This is a genomic window from Streptomyces pactum (assembly GCF_016031615.1).
Lineage (GTDB): Bacteria > Actinomycetota > Actinomycetes > Streptomycetales > Streptomycetaceae > Streptomyces > Streptomyces pactus.
In genome coordinates this window covers 5,794,338-5,808,163 of record NZ_JACYXC010000001.1, presented here as the reverse complement: position 1 = coordinate 5,808,163, position 13,826 = coordinate 5,794,338, and the positions used below count along the sequence as shown (strand labels likewise).

General features: G+C 73.9%; 10 protein-coding genes. 2 read left to right on the top strand and 8 right to left on the bottom strand.

Annotated features, from left to right (window positions below):
* Window positions 1-616 precede the first annotated feature (616 nt).
* From mmuM to IHE55_RS22795, 6 genes are all read right to left on the bottom strand, one after another.
* Window positions 617-1,507 (bottom strand): homocysteine S-methyltransferase, encoded by an 891-nt coding sequence (gene mmuM / locus IHE55_RS22820; RefSeq protein ID WP_197990729.1) that lies wholly within the window; start codon window positions 1,505-1,507, stop codon window positions 617-619.
* A 720-nt stretch (window positions 1,508-2,227) separates the two neighbouring features.
* Window positions 2,228-3,151 carry an LLM class F420-dependent oxidoreductase gene (locus IHE55_RS22815; protein WP_197990728.1) on the bottom strand — a complete coding sequence of 308 codons (924 nt, stop codon included), beginning with the start codon at window positions 3,149-3,151 and terminating at the stop codon, window positions 2,228-2,230.
* A gap of 500 nt (window positions 3,152-3,651) precedes the next feature.
* A complete protein-coding gene (locus tag IHE55_RS22810; protein WP_372442718.1) occupies window positions 3,652-4,119 on the bottom strand; it encodes a DUF6099 family protein in 468 nt (155 codons plus the stop codon).
* 142 nt (window positions 4,120-4,261) lie between these two features.
* The gene (locus IHE55_RS22805; RefSeq protein ID WP_372442717.1) at window positions 4,262-4,648 is read right to left on the bottom strand and encodes a nucleotide pyrophosphohydrolase; all 387 of its coding nucleotides are present in this window, start codon (window positions 4,646-4,648) and stop codon (window positions 4,262-4,264) included.
* Window positions 4,649-4,666: 18 nt separating this feature from the next.
* Window positions 4,667-5,830, bottom strand: coding sequence for an AAA family ATPase (locus IHE55_RS22800; protein ID WP_232265663.1), 1,164 nt, complete (start codon window positions 5,828-5,830; stop codon window positions 4,667-4,669).
* A 55-nt stretch (window positions 5,831-5,885) separates the two neighbouring features.
* Complete coding sequence (locus IHE55_RS22795; RefSeq protein WP_197990726.1) at window positions 5,886-6,281, bottom strand: cell division protein SepF; 396 nt, start codon at window positions 6,279-6,281, stop codon at window positions 5,886-5,888.
* Window positions 6,282-6,826: 545 nt separating this feature from the next.
* Between IHE55_RS22795 and IHE55_RS22790 the strand changes: the two genes are divergently transcribed.
* Both IHE55_RS22790 and IHE55_RS22785 read left to right on the top strand, forming a co-directional pair.
* The gene (locus tag IHE55_RS22790) at window positions 6,827-7,189 is read left to right on the top strand and encodes a trypco2 family protein (RefSeq protein WP_197990725.1); all 363 of its coding nucleotides are present in this window, start codon (window positions 6,827-6,829) and stop codon (window positions 7,187-7,189) included.
* Between the two features lie 37 nt (window positions 7,190-7,226).
* Entirely contained in the window at window positions 7,227-12,038 is a 4,812-nt protein-coding gene (locus tag IHE55_RS22785; RefSeq protein WP_197990724.1) for a tetratricopeptide repeat protein, read from the top strand.
* Window positions 12,039-12,204: 166 nt separating this feature from the next.
* On the opposite strand, the gene IHE55_RS22780 is transcribed toward IHE55_RS22785, so the two are convergent.
* Window positions 12,205-13,272 (bottom strand): beta family protein, encoded by a 1,068-nt coding sequence (locus tag IHE55_RS22780; RefSeq protein WP_197990723.1) that lies wholly within the window; start codon window positions 13,270-13,272, stop codon window positions 12,205-12,207.
* A gap of 140 nt (window positions 13,273-13,412) precedes the next feature.
* Window positions 13,413-13,574 carry a hypothetical protein gene (locus IHE55_RS32760; protein ID WP_307826783.1) on the bottom strand — a complete coding sequence of 54 codons (162 nt, stop codon included), beginning with the start codon at window positions 13,572-13,574 and terminating at the stop codon, window positions 13,413-13,415.
* Between the last annotated feature and the right edge of the window lie 252 nt (window positions 13,575-13,826).

Here is a 13,826-nt window from a genome sequence, read left to right as displayed (position 1 = left end):
CGCCGCCCGCCACGTGACCGCCTGGCCTGAGACACAACCTGGAACCGCCCTCCCCCACTCCGCCGACGGCACGTCAGACCACCCGCCGGTCCGTCCCGGCGTCCGCCGTCACCCCGGCCCCGGGGCCGACGCCGGAAGGAAGGCCGGTGGCCGGGGCCGGAGCCGGTGGGAGGTGGGGGAGCCGGTGCCGGCGGCCGCGGCCGACGTCGCTGAGAAAGGCGGGGGGCCGGTGGGTGCGGTTGCAGCCGGGGCCGCGGCGGGACTGGCTGGTGGCCGGGGCCGACGCCGGCGGGAAGGGCGAGGGCTGATGTGGGAGGGGCCAGTGGAAGGGGCCACGCCGATTGGAAGGGCGGAAGGGTCGGTGGCCGGCGCCGCGCCGGTGCCTGCGGTGGGGGCCGGGGCCCGCGGCGGTGGCCGCGGCCGGGGGCCGGGGCTGCGGCGGCCCGGCGGCCGGGACCGACGTCGGTGAGAGGGGCGGAGGCCGGTGGCCGCGATGGCGGCCGGGACCACGGCGGGGCCGGTAGCCGGGGCCGACGCCGGTTGCAGGGACGGGAGCAGTGGCGGTGGCCGGGGGCCGGGCTCGGAGCCCGCGGCGAGGGCCATGGCCAGTGGCCGGTCAGGGAAGGGTGGCGGCGAGTGCGGCGATGCGGTCCGGCCCCACCCGGCAGCACCCGCCGATGAGCCGGGCACCGGCGTCCCGCCAGGCCATGGCGCGACCGGCTCCGAACGTCGGGTCGCCGCGCCAGTCCCGTGCGTCGGCGTCCCACACCTCTCCACTGTTCGGGTAGACGACCACCGGCTTTCCGGTGGTCTCCGCGGCGATCCGCACCGCGCGGTCCGCGTCACGCGGATCGCAGCAGTTGACGCCCACCGCGATCACCTGGTCGTTCCCCGCCGCGAGGGCGAACGCCTCCGCCACTGGCTGCCCGGCACGGGTCCGCTCCCCCGCAATGCTGTACGACAGCCACACCGGCACCCCGCAGCCGTCCACCGCCCGCAGCAGGGCCTCGGCCTCGTCCGTGTCGGGCACCGTCTCCAGCGCGAACACGTCGGGGGCGGCATCGGCCAGGGCTTCCACCCTGGGCCGGTGGAACCTCTCCAGCTCCGCGACGGTCAGCCCGTACCGGCCCCGGTACTCGCTGCCGTCCGCCAGCATCGCCCCGTAGGGGCCAACCGAGGCGGCCACCCACACCGGGCCGACCGCCCCGGACGCCGCGTCACGTGCCAGCCCGACGCTGCTGCGCAGCAACTCCGCCGCTCCCCGCCGGGACACGCCCCGGTGGGCGAACCCCTCGAAGGTCGCCTGGTAGCTGGCGGTGATCAGCACCCGCGCACCCGCCCGCACATACGCCCGGTGGGCCATGGCGATCTGCCGGGGGTCGTCGGCGAGCAGCCGGGCCGACCAGAGCGCATCGGAGAGGTCACAGCCCTGCGCCTCCAACTCGTTCGACAGGCCGCCGTCCAGGACCAGCGGGCCGTGCCGCAGCGCCTCGGCGAGCGGCGGCACCCGCTTCCCGCCGCCACCACCCCCACGGCCCGGCGGCACCGCTCCGCGCCGCCACCACCCCCCACGGCTCGGCCGCACCGCCTCCCCGCCGCCCCCACGACCCGGCGGCACCGCCTTCCACACCGTCGCCGCCCCCCCGCGGTCGGCGCGGACGACGGGAACCCTGCCCCGCCTGACCACGACGCGCCGGTCCCGCGCGCACTCGGCCCGGCGGCCCGCCCGCCCGGCACCGGCCCCACCGGGCGGACCCGCGCCTCCGGGGACTCCGGCCCCCCGGACGGATCCGGCCCACCGGAACCGCCCCGAGCACGGGCACCATCCCGGACACCGGAACCGACCCCGGCACCGGACGGGCCCGGCGGATCCGACCGCTCCGGCGAACCGGCCGGCCGGGACGAACCGAACAGCTGAGGCGTACCCGACAGCCACGGCGCACCGGAGGTCCGCAAATCCCGGCCGAACTCCAGCTGCGGACCCTGCCCGGGCCTTATGCCCCGTCCGGGCTCCGGGCCCTGCCCGGAGCCCCACTCCGACTCCCGTCCGAGGTTCGGGCCCCGGCCGGAACCCCGCTCCTGGCCGCGGCCGGGTCCCGGTCCCGGACAACGGCCTGGCTCCGGGGCGGAGGTCATGTCACTGCTCCTCACTGCGGTCCGTCGGGCGCCGGTGCGGCCGCCCGCACCCGGGTGGTTCCGTCACGGCCGGCAGGGCGGCCGCCGATCCTCAGCCGAGCTGCGAGCCGACCTGGGAGGCGATCAGGTCCAGGTGGTCCAGGTCCTTGAGGTCGAGGATCTGGAGGTAGATCCGGGACGAGCCTGCCTCCGCGTAACGGCCGATCTTGTCCACCACCTCGGCGGGCGAACCCGCCAGCCCGTTGGTCTTCAGCTCCTCCACCTCACGGCCGATGGCGGCGGCCCGGCGCGCGACCTCGGCGTCGTCCTTGCCCACGCAGGCGACGAGGGCATTGGAGTACACCAGGTCGTCACCCTTGCGGCCCGCCTCCTCCGCGGCCTTGCGCACCCGGGCGAACAGGGTCTGGCTGTCCTCGACGGAGGCGAAGGGCGCGTTGAACTCGTCGGCGTAGGTCCCGGCCAGCCGCGGGGTCCGGCTGAGCCCGAGCCCGCCGATGAGGATGGGCAGCCTCGACTGAGCGGGCTTGGGAAGCGCGGGCGAGTCGGTGAGCTGGTAGAAGTCACCGGCGTAGCTGAACCGCTCGCCGACCGGGGTCCGCCACATCCCGGTGACGATCGCCAGCTGCTCCTCCAGCCGGGCGAGCTTCTCCTTCGGGAAGGGGATGCCGTACGCGGTGTGCTCCTCCTCGTACCAGCCCGCGCCCAGCCCCAGCTCCACCCGGCCGCCCGACATCTGGTCAACCTGGGCCACCTGGATGGCCAGCACGCCGGGCAGCCGGAACGTCCCCGCGGTCATCAGGGTGCCCAGCCGGATCCGCCGGGTCTCCCGGGCGAGCCCGGCCAGGGTGATCCAGGCGTCCGTGGGCCCCGGGAGACCGTCCACATCCCCCATGTGGAGGTAGTGGTCCGAACGGAAGAAGGCGTCGAAGCCCAGGTCCTCGGTGGCCTTGGCCACGGTGAGAAGGGTGTCGTAGTCGGCCCCCTGCTGGGGCTCGGTGAAGATGCGCAAATCCATACCTCCATCCTGCACGCTCCGGGATCCCCCGCTCACACGGCCCCGCCCCCGGGCCTGCGGGTTCACCCGTATCCGAGGGGCCGGCACCCGGGCCTGCGGCTCCTCGGTCGTGAACTCGCGATCCCGGACGCCGCATCCGCATACGGCCCCGGCCATCGCCGACCCGCACGCCGGGCCCCGGTCGGCTCCACCGCCACGCCCCGGCCCGTCCGACGCCGTCCCGCAACGGGCCGACGCCACCAGACCGCCCGGGAGCACCACCGGCCCCGACCAGCCGGTACCGGCCCGCTCCGCCCCGTACCGACCGCCGGTGTGGCCCTGAGGGCGGCCTACGCGGGGACACCCGCACAGCCCCGGTCCCACCGGGACGCCCTGCCGGCCCCACCTGGACGCCGCGCCGGGCCCCGGGGTCGCGGCGGCCAGCCCCCGCGCGTCCGCATACTCTCAGCCCCGGCCGCATACCCTCAGCCCCCGCCGCCCGCCGGGCGCGGGCCGCACTGTCAGGCCGCGCCGCCCCGCTCCCGCACCTCCAGGTGCCGCAGGATGCCGCGCACCCGGTCCCGGGACTCGTCACCGGCGTCTATGGACTCCACGCAGCTCCAGTACAGCGCCTCGTCCTCGGTGGCGGAGGCCACCCCCACCAGGGCTATCCCCGCGTCCCCCAGCAGTTCGGCGAGGGCCGGCAACAGCCGGCCCAGCTCCCGCACTTCCGTCAGCTTCGCCGCCCGGCTGCACCCGGCGCGCGTCATGGTGCGGATCTGCACGGCCCGGTGGTGCAGTGCGCCGCGCGCCCGGCCACCCGCCTCGCACAGGCCGCGCGCCTCGGTCCGCGCCTCCGGCGGGCCGTGCAGCGCGAGGTGTCCGCCGATCGCCTCCGCCAGCGCGTGGGCCTGCCACGCCTCGACCACAATCTCCTGCTCTGACCCGGCCTGCGCCAGGGCATGCCGGCTGGCACCGATAAGCCGCATCGCGTCCATGCCCCGAACCCCTCTCGGCGGACTCTCACTGCACCGTCAACGTTCCACTACCCACAGTGATGGCTAACGGCCCGAAAAGCCAGGGGAATTCAGGAATCTGTTGACAGATGTTGCGTTGTGGATAACTCGATCACTACAAAGAGTGACGATGCGAGATCTTGGGATCGCTCACGGGGAAGCGCTGCTCATTGCGGTCGATCTTCGCGGAGAGCGCCGCCAGCGGGTCGATGCCCAGCACTCCGCAGAACTGCAGCAGATACGCGAGCACATCCGCGACCTCGTCCTCCACCCGTTCCGCGGTCTCCGCGTGCTCCATCACCCGCGCGGACTCCTCAGGAGTGAGCCACTGGAAGATCTCCACCAGCTCCGACGCCTCCACGCTCAGCGCCGCCGCCAGGTTCTTCGGGGTGTGGTAGGGCTGCCAGTCGCGTGCCGCGGCGAAGTCGGCCAGCCGGCGCTGCAGGGCGGGCAGGTCGGCGGCGTGGGCGGAGGCGGGGCGGGAGTCATGAGCGTCGTTCACACCCCAGGTGTACCACTGTCACCGCAGGCTCCGGCCGCCCTCCCCGGCGGCCGGTGCTCCTGACGCCTCCGGCGCTCCGCCCGGTCCCGCCTCGCCCGCACCGTCGGGAACCTCGCCCACCGCCCCCACCAGCCGGATGTGGCCCCGGGCGCACATCCGCGCCGCCACCCGCAGCAGTTCCGCGGCCTGGTGCCGGTCCAGACAGCGGTCGAACCCGTCGGCGAGCACCGTCAGCGCCTGCTGGGCCGGCAGCACGTCCGCGGCCGGGTCCACCTCCAGCACCCCGGGCCCGGTCATCAGCACCAGGGCCAGTGCGAGGTAGCGCAATTCGCCGTCGCCCAGCCGCTCGATCGGGATGCCGCCCAGCTCGCCCCGCTCCAGCACCGCGCGGACCGCGCCACCCTCGCCCTCCCGCGCCGCCAGGCCGGACACCGGGCCACGGCAGCCCGCCCGGGCCGCGGCCACCAGGGCGGCGTGCCGGGTCGCGCACTCGGTGCGGGTCCTCAGCAGCACCGCCGCCAGGTTGTCGCAACTGCTCCGCAGCCGCCCCTGGCCGCGCTGCGCGGGCCGCCGCATCCGTTCCGGCCGGGGGTCGCAGGCGAACACCGACCGGAGGGCGATCACCACCTGCTCGGCGGCCGCCAGGGTGAGCAGCTGTCCGGCCGTCCGGCCCGCGATGTGCAGCGGCAGCAGTGCCGTCGCCAACCGGTCGTCGGGCAATGGGGCCCGGGTGACCTGCACCGACCCGGCGGTGTGCCAGGCGGCCAGGACCGACCTGCGGCGCGGGTCGCGCAGCGCCGTCTCCAGCAGCGTCTCGCCGGCGCCGGTCAGCCGCTCGCCGACGACGCGCAGTTCCGGCTCGGCCTGCACCGCGACGTCCAGCCGTACCGGCCCCACCGGGCCGTCCACCGTGCACCCGATGCGGAATCCGCGCCGGCCCTGGGCGTCCGGCCTGGCGCGCTGCGGAACACAGCCCTCGGGGTCCGGGAACACCGCGTCCACCGCTTCCCCGCCGGCTAATCGGGACAGGGCCGCGTACGCCTCCAGGGCGCTGGACTTTCCGCTGCCGCTCGGCCCGGTGAACAAGGTCAGCGGCCCCAGGGAGAAGGCGGCCTGGGTGTGGGCGCGGTAGGCGGACAGCCGCAGCTCCGTCACCACGGGCCGAAGGGTGGATGTCGTCATGGCCGGAACGTATCTCGGCGGATATGAGCCGAACCGTTCCGTCGAGCAGTTCTTCCTACGATCGGGGTACCGCGGCGGACATCCTCGGCTCGGCCACCTCGGTCCCGACCGGGGCGAGCAGGAAGACGTTGGTGTCCACCCGGTGCATCCCGCTGTTCAGGCCGAAGACCACCCCGCTGGAGAAGTCCAGGATGCGCTTGGCCACATCGGATTCGGCGCTGGTCAGGTCCAGCAGGACCGGGGTCTGGGCGAGCAGGTACTCGGCGATCTCACGGGCGTCCGCGAAGCACTGGGCGCGGATGACGACGAACCGCCGGGCGTCCTCGCGCGCGGGTTCGTCCTCGGGCAGCGCCCGGTGGTTGGGCCAGGAAGGCCATTCGTTGCGGCCCCGCAGCGGAACGACTTCGGCGAGCCCCTCCCACTGCTCGTCGGTGACGTCACGGCGGCTCACCGGACCCCCTCGCCTGCGAGCGTGCTGGATATCTGCATCACTCGATTCTAGGGATGAACGGACCAATCGCCCGCACAGCGACACCGGGAACCGGCCCAGGAAAGCACGGGCGTCGGGGTGAGGGTCGCCACAGGCGCCACAGGCACCACGGGGGTCATGGGGAGCCACAGGCGCCACAGGCTGCGTCCGGTGCGTGCCGGGCCACGGGCACCGGCCCCGCCCGACCGGCCGACGGCTCTCCCCGCACGGCCCCCGCACCCGCCACGACTCCCGCCCCGGGCCCCGCGGTTCACCCCTGCCCCGCGGCCCCCACCCTCGGCCCGGCCCCCGGCGCCCGTCTTCGTGCCGGCGGCGGGCCGGCCGGGCGACCGGCGTCCGCGCCGCGCGGCACGCTGCCCGGCGGGCCCCACGTTCGCCACGGCGGTGTCCGCCCCGCGCCCGCGCCCGGCGCCCGGACCGTGCCGTTCGGGTGACAACCCCCGTTGAGCTGCGGCACTATGAGCGACCATCGACGAACGCGTGGCGGATGTGCAGGGGTGAAGAGCGTGGCTGAGCCGGCAGACGGAATGGTGGGCCTGGCGGAGGCCATCGAGGCACTCCGCTCCGACCTCCTCAGGGCGTGGGGCGGTGGTACGGCGCGCCCGCTGCGGTTCCGGCCGGCCCCGGTGGAGCTCACCCTCCAGGTGGCCGTCACCGCCGCGAACAAGGGGAGTGCCGGGGTCAAGTGGTGGGTGGTCAACGCCGATTTGGCCACCTCCCGGGAGACGGTCGTCACCCAGTCGATCAAGCTGGTGCTCGATCCGGTCGGTATGACACCGGACGGGGAAGAGACCGAGTTCCTCGTCTCCGACGACGAGCTTCCCGCCGGACGCCCGGGAACCGAAGAGGCCCGGGGCGACTTCGAGTAGGTAGGACGGATGGGAAGCGCACGGGGAAGAGTTCGCCATGCTCGAAACGGACCGGGTGGTTCTGCTCCGGTACGACGTCACCGGCGGGACCCGGGTGGGGTCCGGGCTGCGGGTGGGCGGTGAGCACGTACTGACCGCCGACCACTGCGTCGCCGGGGACAACGTGCGCGCCGTGCACGGGGGCCGGGAGTACCCGGCCGAGGTGGTGGTCCGCTCCTTCAGCACCGAGGTGGACCTGGCCGTGCTCCGGGTGCCCGGTCTGGGCACCAAGCCGCCGCTGGGCATCGCCCGCGTGGACCGGGGGACGGCGCGGGCCGTCGAGGGCTGCCAGGCGCTCGGCTTCCCGCGCTGGCTGCCGTCCCAGCGGGACCGGGGCCGGGTCCTGGCGCAGGTGGAGGGCTGGATCCCCACCGCCGAGGGCCTGTCGGTCAGCGTTCCCGAAAGACAGCGGACCGCTCTGCTGTCGCTGAAGCTGTCCGGTCACGACATCCCCTCCCTCCCGCCGAAGGGCGACCTCGACGCGCCCGGCAGCCCCTGGGCCGGGATGTCCGGCGCCGCGGTGGTGAGCGACGGCCTGCTGCTCGGGGTGGTGCGCAGCCACAATCTCTCCCACGGGTCCGGTTCCCTGACCGTGACACCGATCGACGCCATCGGCGGACTGCCGCCCGAGGTGCGCGAGCCGATGTGGTCGGCGCTCGGCGTGACCGACCCGCGCGCCATCGCCGTACTCCCGCGCCCGGAGGGTTCCGGGCCGGGCGCCGTGGCGCCGGAGGGCGGGAGGCGCCCGGCGGGGACGGGGCCGAAGGCGGCCCGGGAGACCTCACGCGCCGGGGTCATCAAGCGGGTGACGAGGACGTGGGTGGAGTCCGGCCCCTCCGTCGCCGTGCTCCAGGGCTTCTCCGGCAGCGGGAAGACCGAGGTCGCCCTGAGCATCAAGGACGCCCATCCACGGCGGAAGGTCGTGGACGTGGAAATCCCCGAAGGCGTGGCCTCACTGGAACAGTTACTCATTCTCATCGGCGGCGCATTCGCCGCCGAGGGAAAGGCCGGAGTCACCCTGGGGTCGAATCCCAGGAAGAACCTGACGGACGCCATGCAGGACGGTACCGTCCTGATCCTGGACAATTTCCACCACTGTTTCGTGGACGAATTCGGGGCGCCGGCCGCCGATGTGCAGGACCTGATCAACTCGGTGGGGCGGCAGATCCGGGCGGGCGGTGGCCGCCTGCTGCTCGTCGCCAACGAGGCGGTGACCTTTCCCTGGATCGAGAACGGCGAGATCTTCACCCTGCCCGGAATGAACGAGGCGGAGGGGGCCCGCCTGCTGGCCAAGGAGCTGGCACGCCAGGGGATTCCCGCCGACGATGTGCCGGCGGACCGTATCCGCGAGGTCGTCGCCTGGCTCGGCGGCAATCCCCGGGCCATCATGGTGCTGGCCGCGTGCCTGCGCAGCGACAGTCTGGAAGACCTGATCGGGTCGGCTCCCCAGGCGTGGGAGCTGCGGGACCGGGACGTCAGCGGGGATTTCTCGGCCCGGCTGGAGCGGGCTTTCCTGGAACGCTGCATCGGGCGTCTGGCGGAGACCGAGAAGAAACTCCTGAACCGTGCGTCGGTGCACCGGGTCTCCTTCACCAACGAAGCGTTCAAGCAGTCCCTGTGGGATCATTCGCCGGAGGAATTCGAGGCGGCGAAGAAGCGGTTGACGTCGAGCTTCCTCGTGGAGCGGCGGCATCAGAAACGCCTGGTGATGAATCCCGTGGCCAGGGAGATCTCGCTTCGCGCACTGGACCGGTCCGGCGGTGAGCGCAGGCGTGCCCACGCGGTCGTCGGGCGGTATCACGCACGCCATTTCAAGGCCAAGCGGATCGTCAGCTCCGGTGCCGACTTCCTCGAAGCCCGCTACCACCTCCACGCCGCGGACGAGACGGCCGAGCTGTCCGTCGTGGCCCGTGCCTACGTCCTGCACCTGGACCGCCTCTACGGGTACAAGCGCTCGGTGGAGGAGGACCCGAAGGAGCGGGACGAACTGATCGCGCTGCTGGGCGCCGCGCTGTCCGAGATGAGCCCGTCCTGGCGGCTCCACCACTACCTGGCGCGGCTGCTGGAGGCCCGGGGCGTCGGCCAGGACCACGTCAAGGCTCTGGAACAGGTGGAGCACGCCACCCGCTCACCCAACGCGTCCGCTCCCGTGTGGGTGCTCCGGACCCGCCTCACCGACCAGCTCCAGGGCACCGCGGCGGCCCTGTCCGTGGTGGCGCAGGCCCAGGAGCAGGTGGCGAGGACCCCGCCGAACATGGGCCGGCTGCTGTTCCTCCAGGCGGAACTGACCGCCCGGGACGACCGCCGCGTCGAGGAGGCGACCGCGCTGTGCCGCCAGGCCCTGGCGCTGTCCGACCACAAGCCGGGGCTGCCGCGCCTGTACATGAGGGCTGCGGAACACCTGACCCGGAACAACGAGGGACTGGTCGCGGCCGCGGCGCTGCTCCGCGAGGGCATCGCGCGGGTTCTCCCCGGGGCGCGGGCCACCTCCCTCCACCTGGCCGCCGCGACGTACCTGGAGCGGGCGGGCAGGCGGGACGAGGCGATCGAGCTGCTGCACGAGGGGATCGCCCTGTTCCCGCGCCGGTCCGGCACGATCTCCCTGTACAGCACCACCGCCGAGATGCTGGCCCGGGACGGGCGGGCCGCGGAGGCCGTGGCGCTGCTGCGGGACGGCATCACGCACATCCCCACGGAGTCGAGCCTGGCGGCGCTCTACCAGGCGGCGGGTGAGATCCTCGCCCAGAACGAGCAGGTGGACGAGGCGGTGGAGCTCCTCCGGGAGGGCATCACCCGCATCCCGCCGCAGGCCAACCTCTTCTCCCTCTACCAGGCGGCAGGGGAACTCCTCGCCCAGCACGGACGCCCCGACGAGGCGGTGGAGCTCCTCCGGGAGGGCATCACCCGCATCCCACCCCAGGCCAACCTCTTCTCCCTCTACCAGGCCACCGGAGAACTCCTCGCCCAGAACGGACGCCCCGACGACGCCGTCGCCCTCCTCCGCGAAGGCATCACCCGCATCCCACCCCACTCCAGCCTCTCCTCCCTCTACCAGGCCACCGGAGAACTCCTCGCCCGCACCGGACGCCCCGACGAGGCGGTCGAACTCCTCCGCGAAGGCATCACCCGCATCCCACCCCAGGCCAACCTCTTCTCCCTCTACCAGGCCACCGGAGAGTTGCTGGCCCGCATCGGACGGGCCGCCGAGGCGGAGGAACTGCTCCGCGAGGGCATCGCCCGCATCCCGCCGCAGGCCGGTGTCTCCTCGCTCTACCAGTCGGCGGCCGAGGTCCTGGCGAGGGACGGGCGGCCGGACGACGCGGAGGAACTGCTCCGCGAGGGCATCGCCCGCATCTCCCCGCAGACCAATCTCTTCTCCCTCTACCAGGCCGCCGGTGAGCTGCTGGCCCGCAACGGGCGCTCCGACGAGGCGGTCGGGCTCCTCCGGGAGGGCATCACCCGCATCCCGCCGCACTCCAGCCTCTCCTCCCTCTACCAGCTGGCGGCCGAACTCCTGGCCGAGGACGGCCGGCTCGGCGAGGCGGTCGAGCTGCTCCGGGAGGGCATCACCCGCATCCCGCCGCAGGCCAACCTCTTCTCCCTCTACCAGTCGGCGGGCGAACTGCTGGACCGCGACGGCCGGGTGGACGAGGCCGTGGAACTGCTGCGCGAAGGCATCGCACGGGTGCCGCCCCAGTCCAGCCTCTCCTCCCTCTACCAGTCCGCCGGCGAACTGCTGGCCCGCAACGACCGCACCGAGGAGGCCCTGGACCTGCTGCGGGAGGGGATCGCGCGGGTACCGCCCCGGGCCAACATCTTCTACCTGTACCAGCTGGCGGGCGACCTGCTGGCCGGGAACGGCCGGGTGGACGAGGCCGTGGAACTGCTGCGCGAAGGCATCGCACGGGTGCCGCCCCAGTCCAGCCTCTCCTCCCTCTACCAGTCCGCCGGCGAACTCCTCGCCCGCGACGACCGCACCGAGGAGGCCCTGGACCTGCTCCGCAACGGCATCTCCCGGCTGCAGACGCACGGGCAGAAGTTCACCCTCCACCGGCAGGCGGTGATGGTACTGGCCCGGGCCGGGCGCCCGGAGGAGGCCGAGGCGACGCTGCACGAGGCCGCCGCGGCACTCCCCTCCGCGACGACGACGGCCCCGTACCACCAGGCATGGGTGCAGTACCTGTGCCTGCGGGAGCGGTACGCCGATGCGGTCACCCGGCTGATCGAGGGGATACGCGTCCTCGGCAACCGGCGCGAGGCCGGGCGCCTGGCGGAGATGGGGGCCGTGATCATCTCCTGCTTCGCCCAGGAGACCTCCTGGCTCGACCCGCTGCGCCAGTACCTTGGGGAGGCCGGCTTCGAACGGGAGATCCACGTCCTGGACCTGCTCACCGCGGAGGAGGGCGGGGACTGGGAGGCGGCCGCGGAGCTGGCGCAGACGGGCCGGCACCGGTACGGCGGCCCGCTCTTCCGCGGCCACGAACTGCTCGCCCTCGCCGCAACCGGCCCGGACGATCTCGTGACCGACCGGATCCGGGCGCTGGACCGCACGGCCCAGGACATCTCCGGCCGCTGGCTGCTGGGGTACGTCCTGGCACTGCGGGGCGACCACGACGGCTGCTACGCCGCGATGGGCCCCTGGCTGGCCCGGCGCAACGAGGACCCCATGGGCGACCCGCTCAGCTTCTGCGTGCACGTCTGGCAGGAGGAGATCCACCACCCCTGGGGCGGCCGGCACCCCTTCAAGTTCCCCTTCCTCCCCACCACCTCTGCCGATGACGACGACCTGACCGTCCTCGACTGGCCGTGACCCTGCCTGCCGCCCGGGCCGGCCCCGGTCCCCCGCCCGGTGCGGACGGGCGGCACCGAAGCGCCGGAGCGGGAAGCCGCGAGGTACGAACGGCGGGGCGGAAAGCGTCGAGACACGAACGGCCGGCACGCGAAAGGGCGGGACCGCAGCACCTGGAGGCGGAATCTCACCGACCGGTTCGGCCTCCCGACAGACACCGGGCGACGTAGGTCAGGTGCTGAGTGTGGCCCGCCCAGAGCCACTGCAGGGGCCCGCCCGTGCCCTTGGGAGACGTGAGGGGACCGTCCGCGCAACCGCGCAGCCAGGCCTCCCCGGCTCCGCCCCTCGCCCGGAACCCGGGCAGTTCGGTGATCCACCGGGCCGCCCGGCGGTTGACCGCGATTCGGTCGTCCCCGCGGTTGAGCACCTTGCACAGCACGTAGGAGGACTCGGTGGTGTAGCGGAGAGCGCCCCAGGGCGGGCCTCCGCCGCTGTTCGGCCTCGGTACCTGGGCCAGGGCGCCGGTGTGCTGCACCCCGTAGTCACCGTAGCCCAGCAGCGGCAGGTAGGCACGGCCGCTCGTCCGCATCCCGTGCCACATGGACCAGTCCGTGCGGGGTTCCTCCCGCAGACCCCGCTCCAGCAGGTCGGCCGTGACCCGGGGAAACCCTCCGCCGAGAACAGCGGCGGTCCGCCATGCGGTCAGCGGGACGAGCGCGTCCAGAGCGCGCAGCGCCTCCTTGTCCGCCTCCGGCCGGTCGCCGAGGACTTCGCCCATGTCCAGCAGTAGATCGACGGGCACGGACGGACCGGCCCGGGTCAGCAGACTCCGCACGGCTTCGGCGGTGCCGCCGTCCCACTCGCCCGGGACGCGGACGCGCAGTCCGACACCACTGCCGCAGCGGCGGCCCGTTTCCAGGGCCGAGGTCTGCTGGGCCTCGTCCCGTTCCGGCCCGGTGACGGGGAGGAGCCGGCCCCACTCGCTGTGAACCGCGAGCGAGCCGGCGAGGACACGGATCTGCTCGCCGTCGGCGAAGGGCGCGTCGATCCACCCGCCGTGGTGGCGGTGGGCTGCGCTCACCGGGGCGACGAACCGCTGCACGGCGGCGTCCAGCCCTGCCGGAGTGCCCGCGGTGAGCGGTGGGATGTTCCACAGTGGCATCAGCGCGGCCCGAACGTCCGGCGCCAGACGCCGATATGCCTCGACCGCATGTGGCCGGGCCGGCAGAACGGGAACGTACAGCGGTTCGGACATCGCGGCTCCCCCTCGCCCCAGCCCGCGTGCTTTCCCCTTCCTTCCACGGGTCGGCGCGCCTCAGAGCGGTGAGAAGAGAGCCCCTTCGGCCCTCATGGCCGAAATGCCCCGGGTACTGGTGACGGTGTGACCAGGTTGCCTCAAGAGTCCGGTGGGGCGCGCACCTCGTGCGGCGCCGGGGCCGGCCGCCGAGCGGACACGTCCGGAGCGGCGCGGCCGGGGTCCCAGGACAGCCCGCCCAGGACCTCCGCAGCTTCCACGTCATGGGAGCCCTCGACCACCATGCCGTCGAGTGTCGGCACGGCCTCGGTCACACCGCGCTGCCCAGCGCGAGAGCGGCAGGACCTCGCACCTCCGCGTCCGGTCCCCAAGCGCGTCCGCGAGGATCGCGGTCACGCCGGGGGGCTCGGCCATGCCCACGAGGGCCAGCACCGCGCGCCGCCGGACCGCGAAACGTCCTCCGCCCGCATACCGGCGGCCAGTGCCGCCACGCCGTCGCCGCCGGATCTGGCGAGTGCCCAGCGCAGCGCACCCGCGACATGGGGTCTGGCCTG

Bases quoted from the DNA above. Each gene is read 5' to 3' on its own strand.
- IHE55_RS22815 (WP_197990728.1), bottom strand. From the start codon at position 3,151: ATGGATTTGCGCATCTTCACCGAGCCCCAGCAGGGGGCCGACTACGAC.
- IHE55_RS22810 (WP_372442718.1), bottom strand. From the start codon at position 4,119: ATGCGGCTTATCGGTGCCAGCCGGCATGCCCTGGCGCAGGCCGGGTCA.
- IHE55_RS22800 (WP_232265663.1), bottom strand. From the start codon at position 5,830: ATGACGACATCCACCCTTCGGCCCGTGGTGACGGAGCTGCGGCTGTCC.
- IHE55_RS22785 (WP_197990724.1), top strand. From the start codon at position 7,227: ATGCTCGAAACGGACCGGGTGGTTCTGCTCCGGTACGACGTCACCGGC.
- IHE55_RS22780 (WP_197990723.1), bottom strand. From the start codon at position 13,272: ATGTCCGAACCGCTGTACGTTCCCGTTCTGCCGGCCCGGCCACATGCG.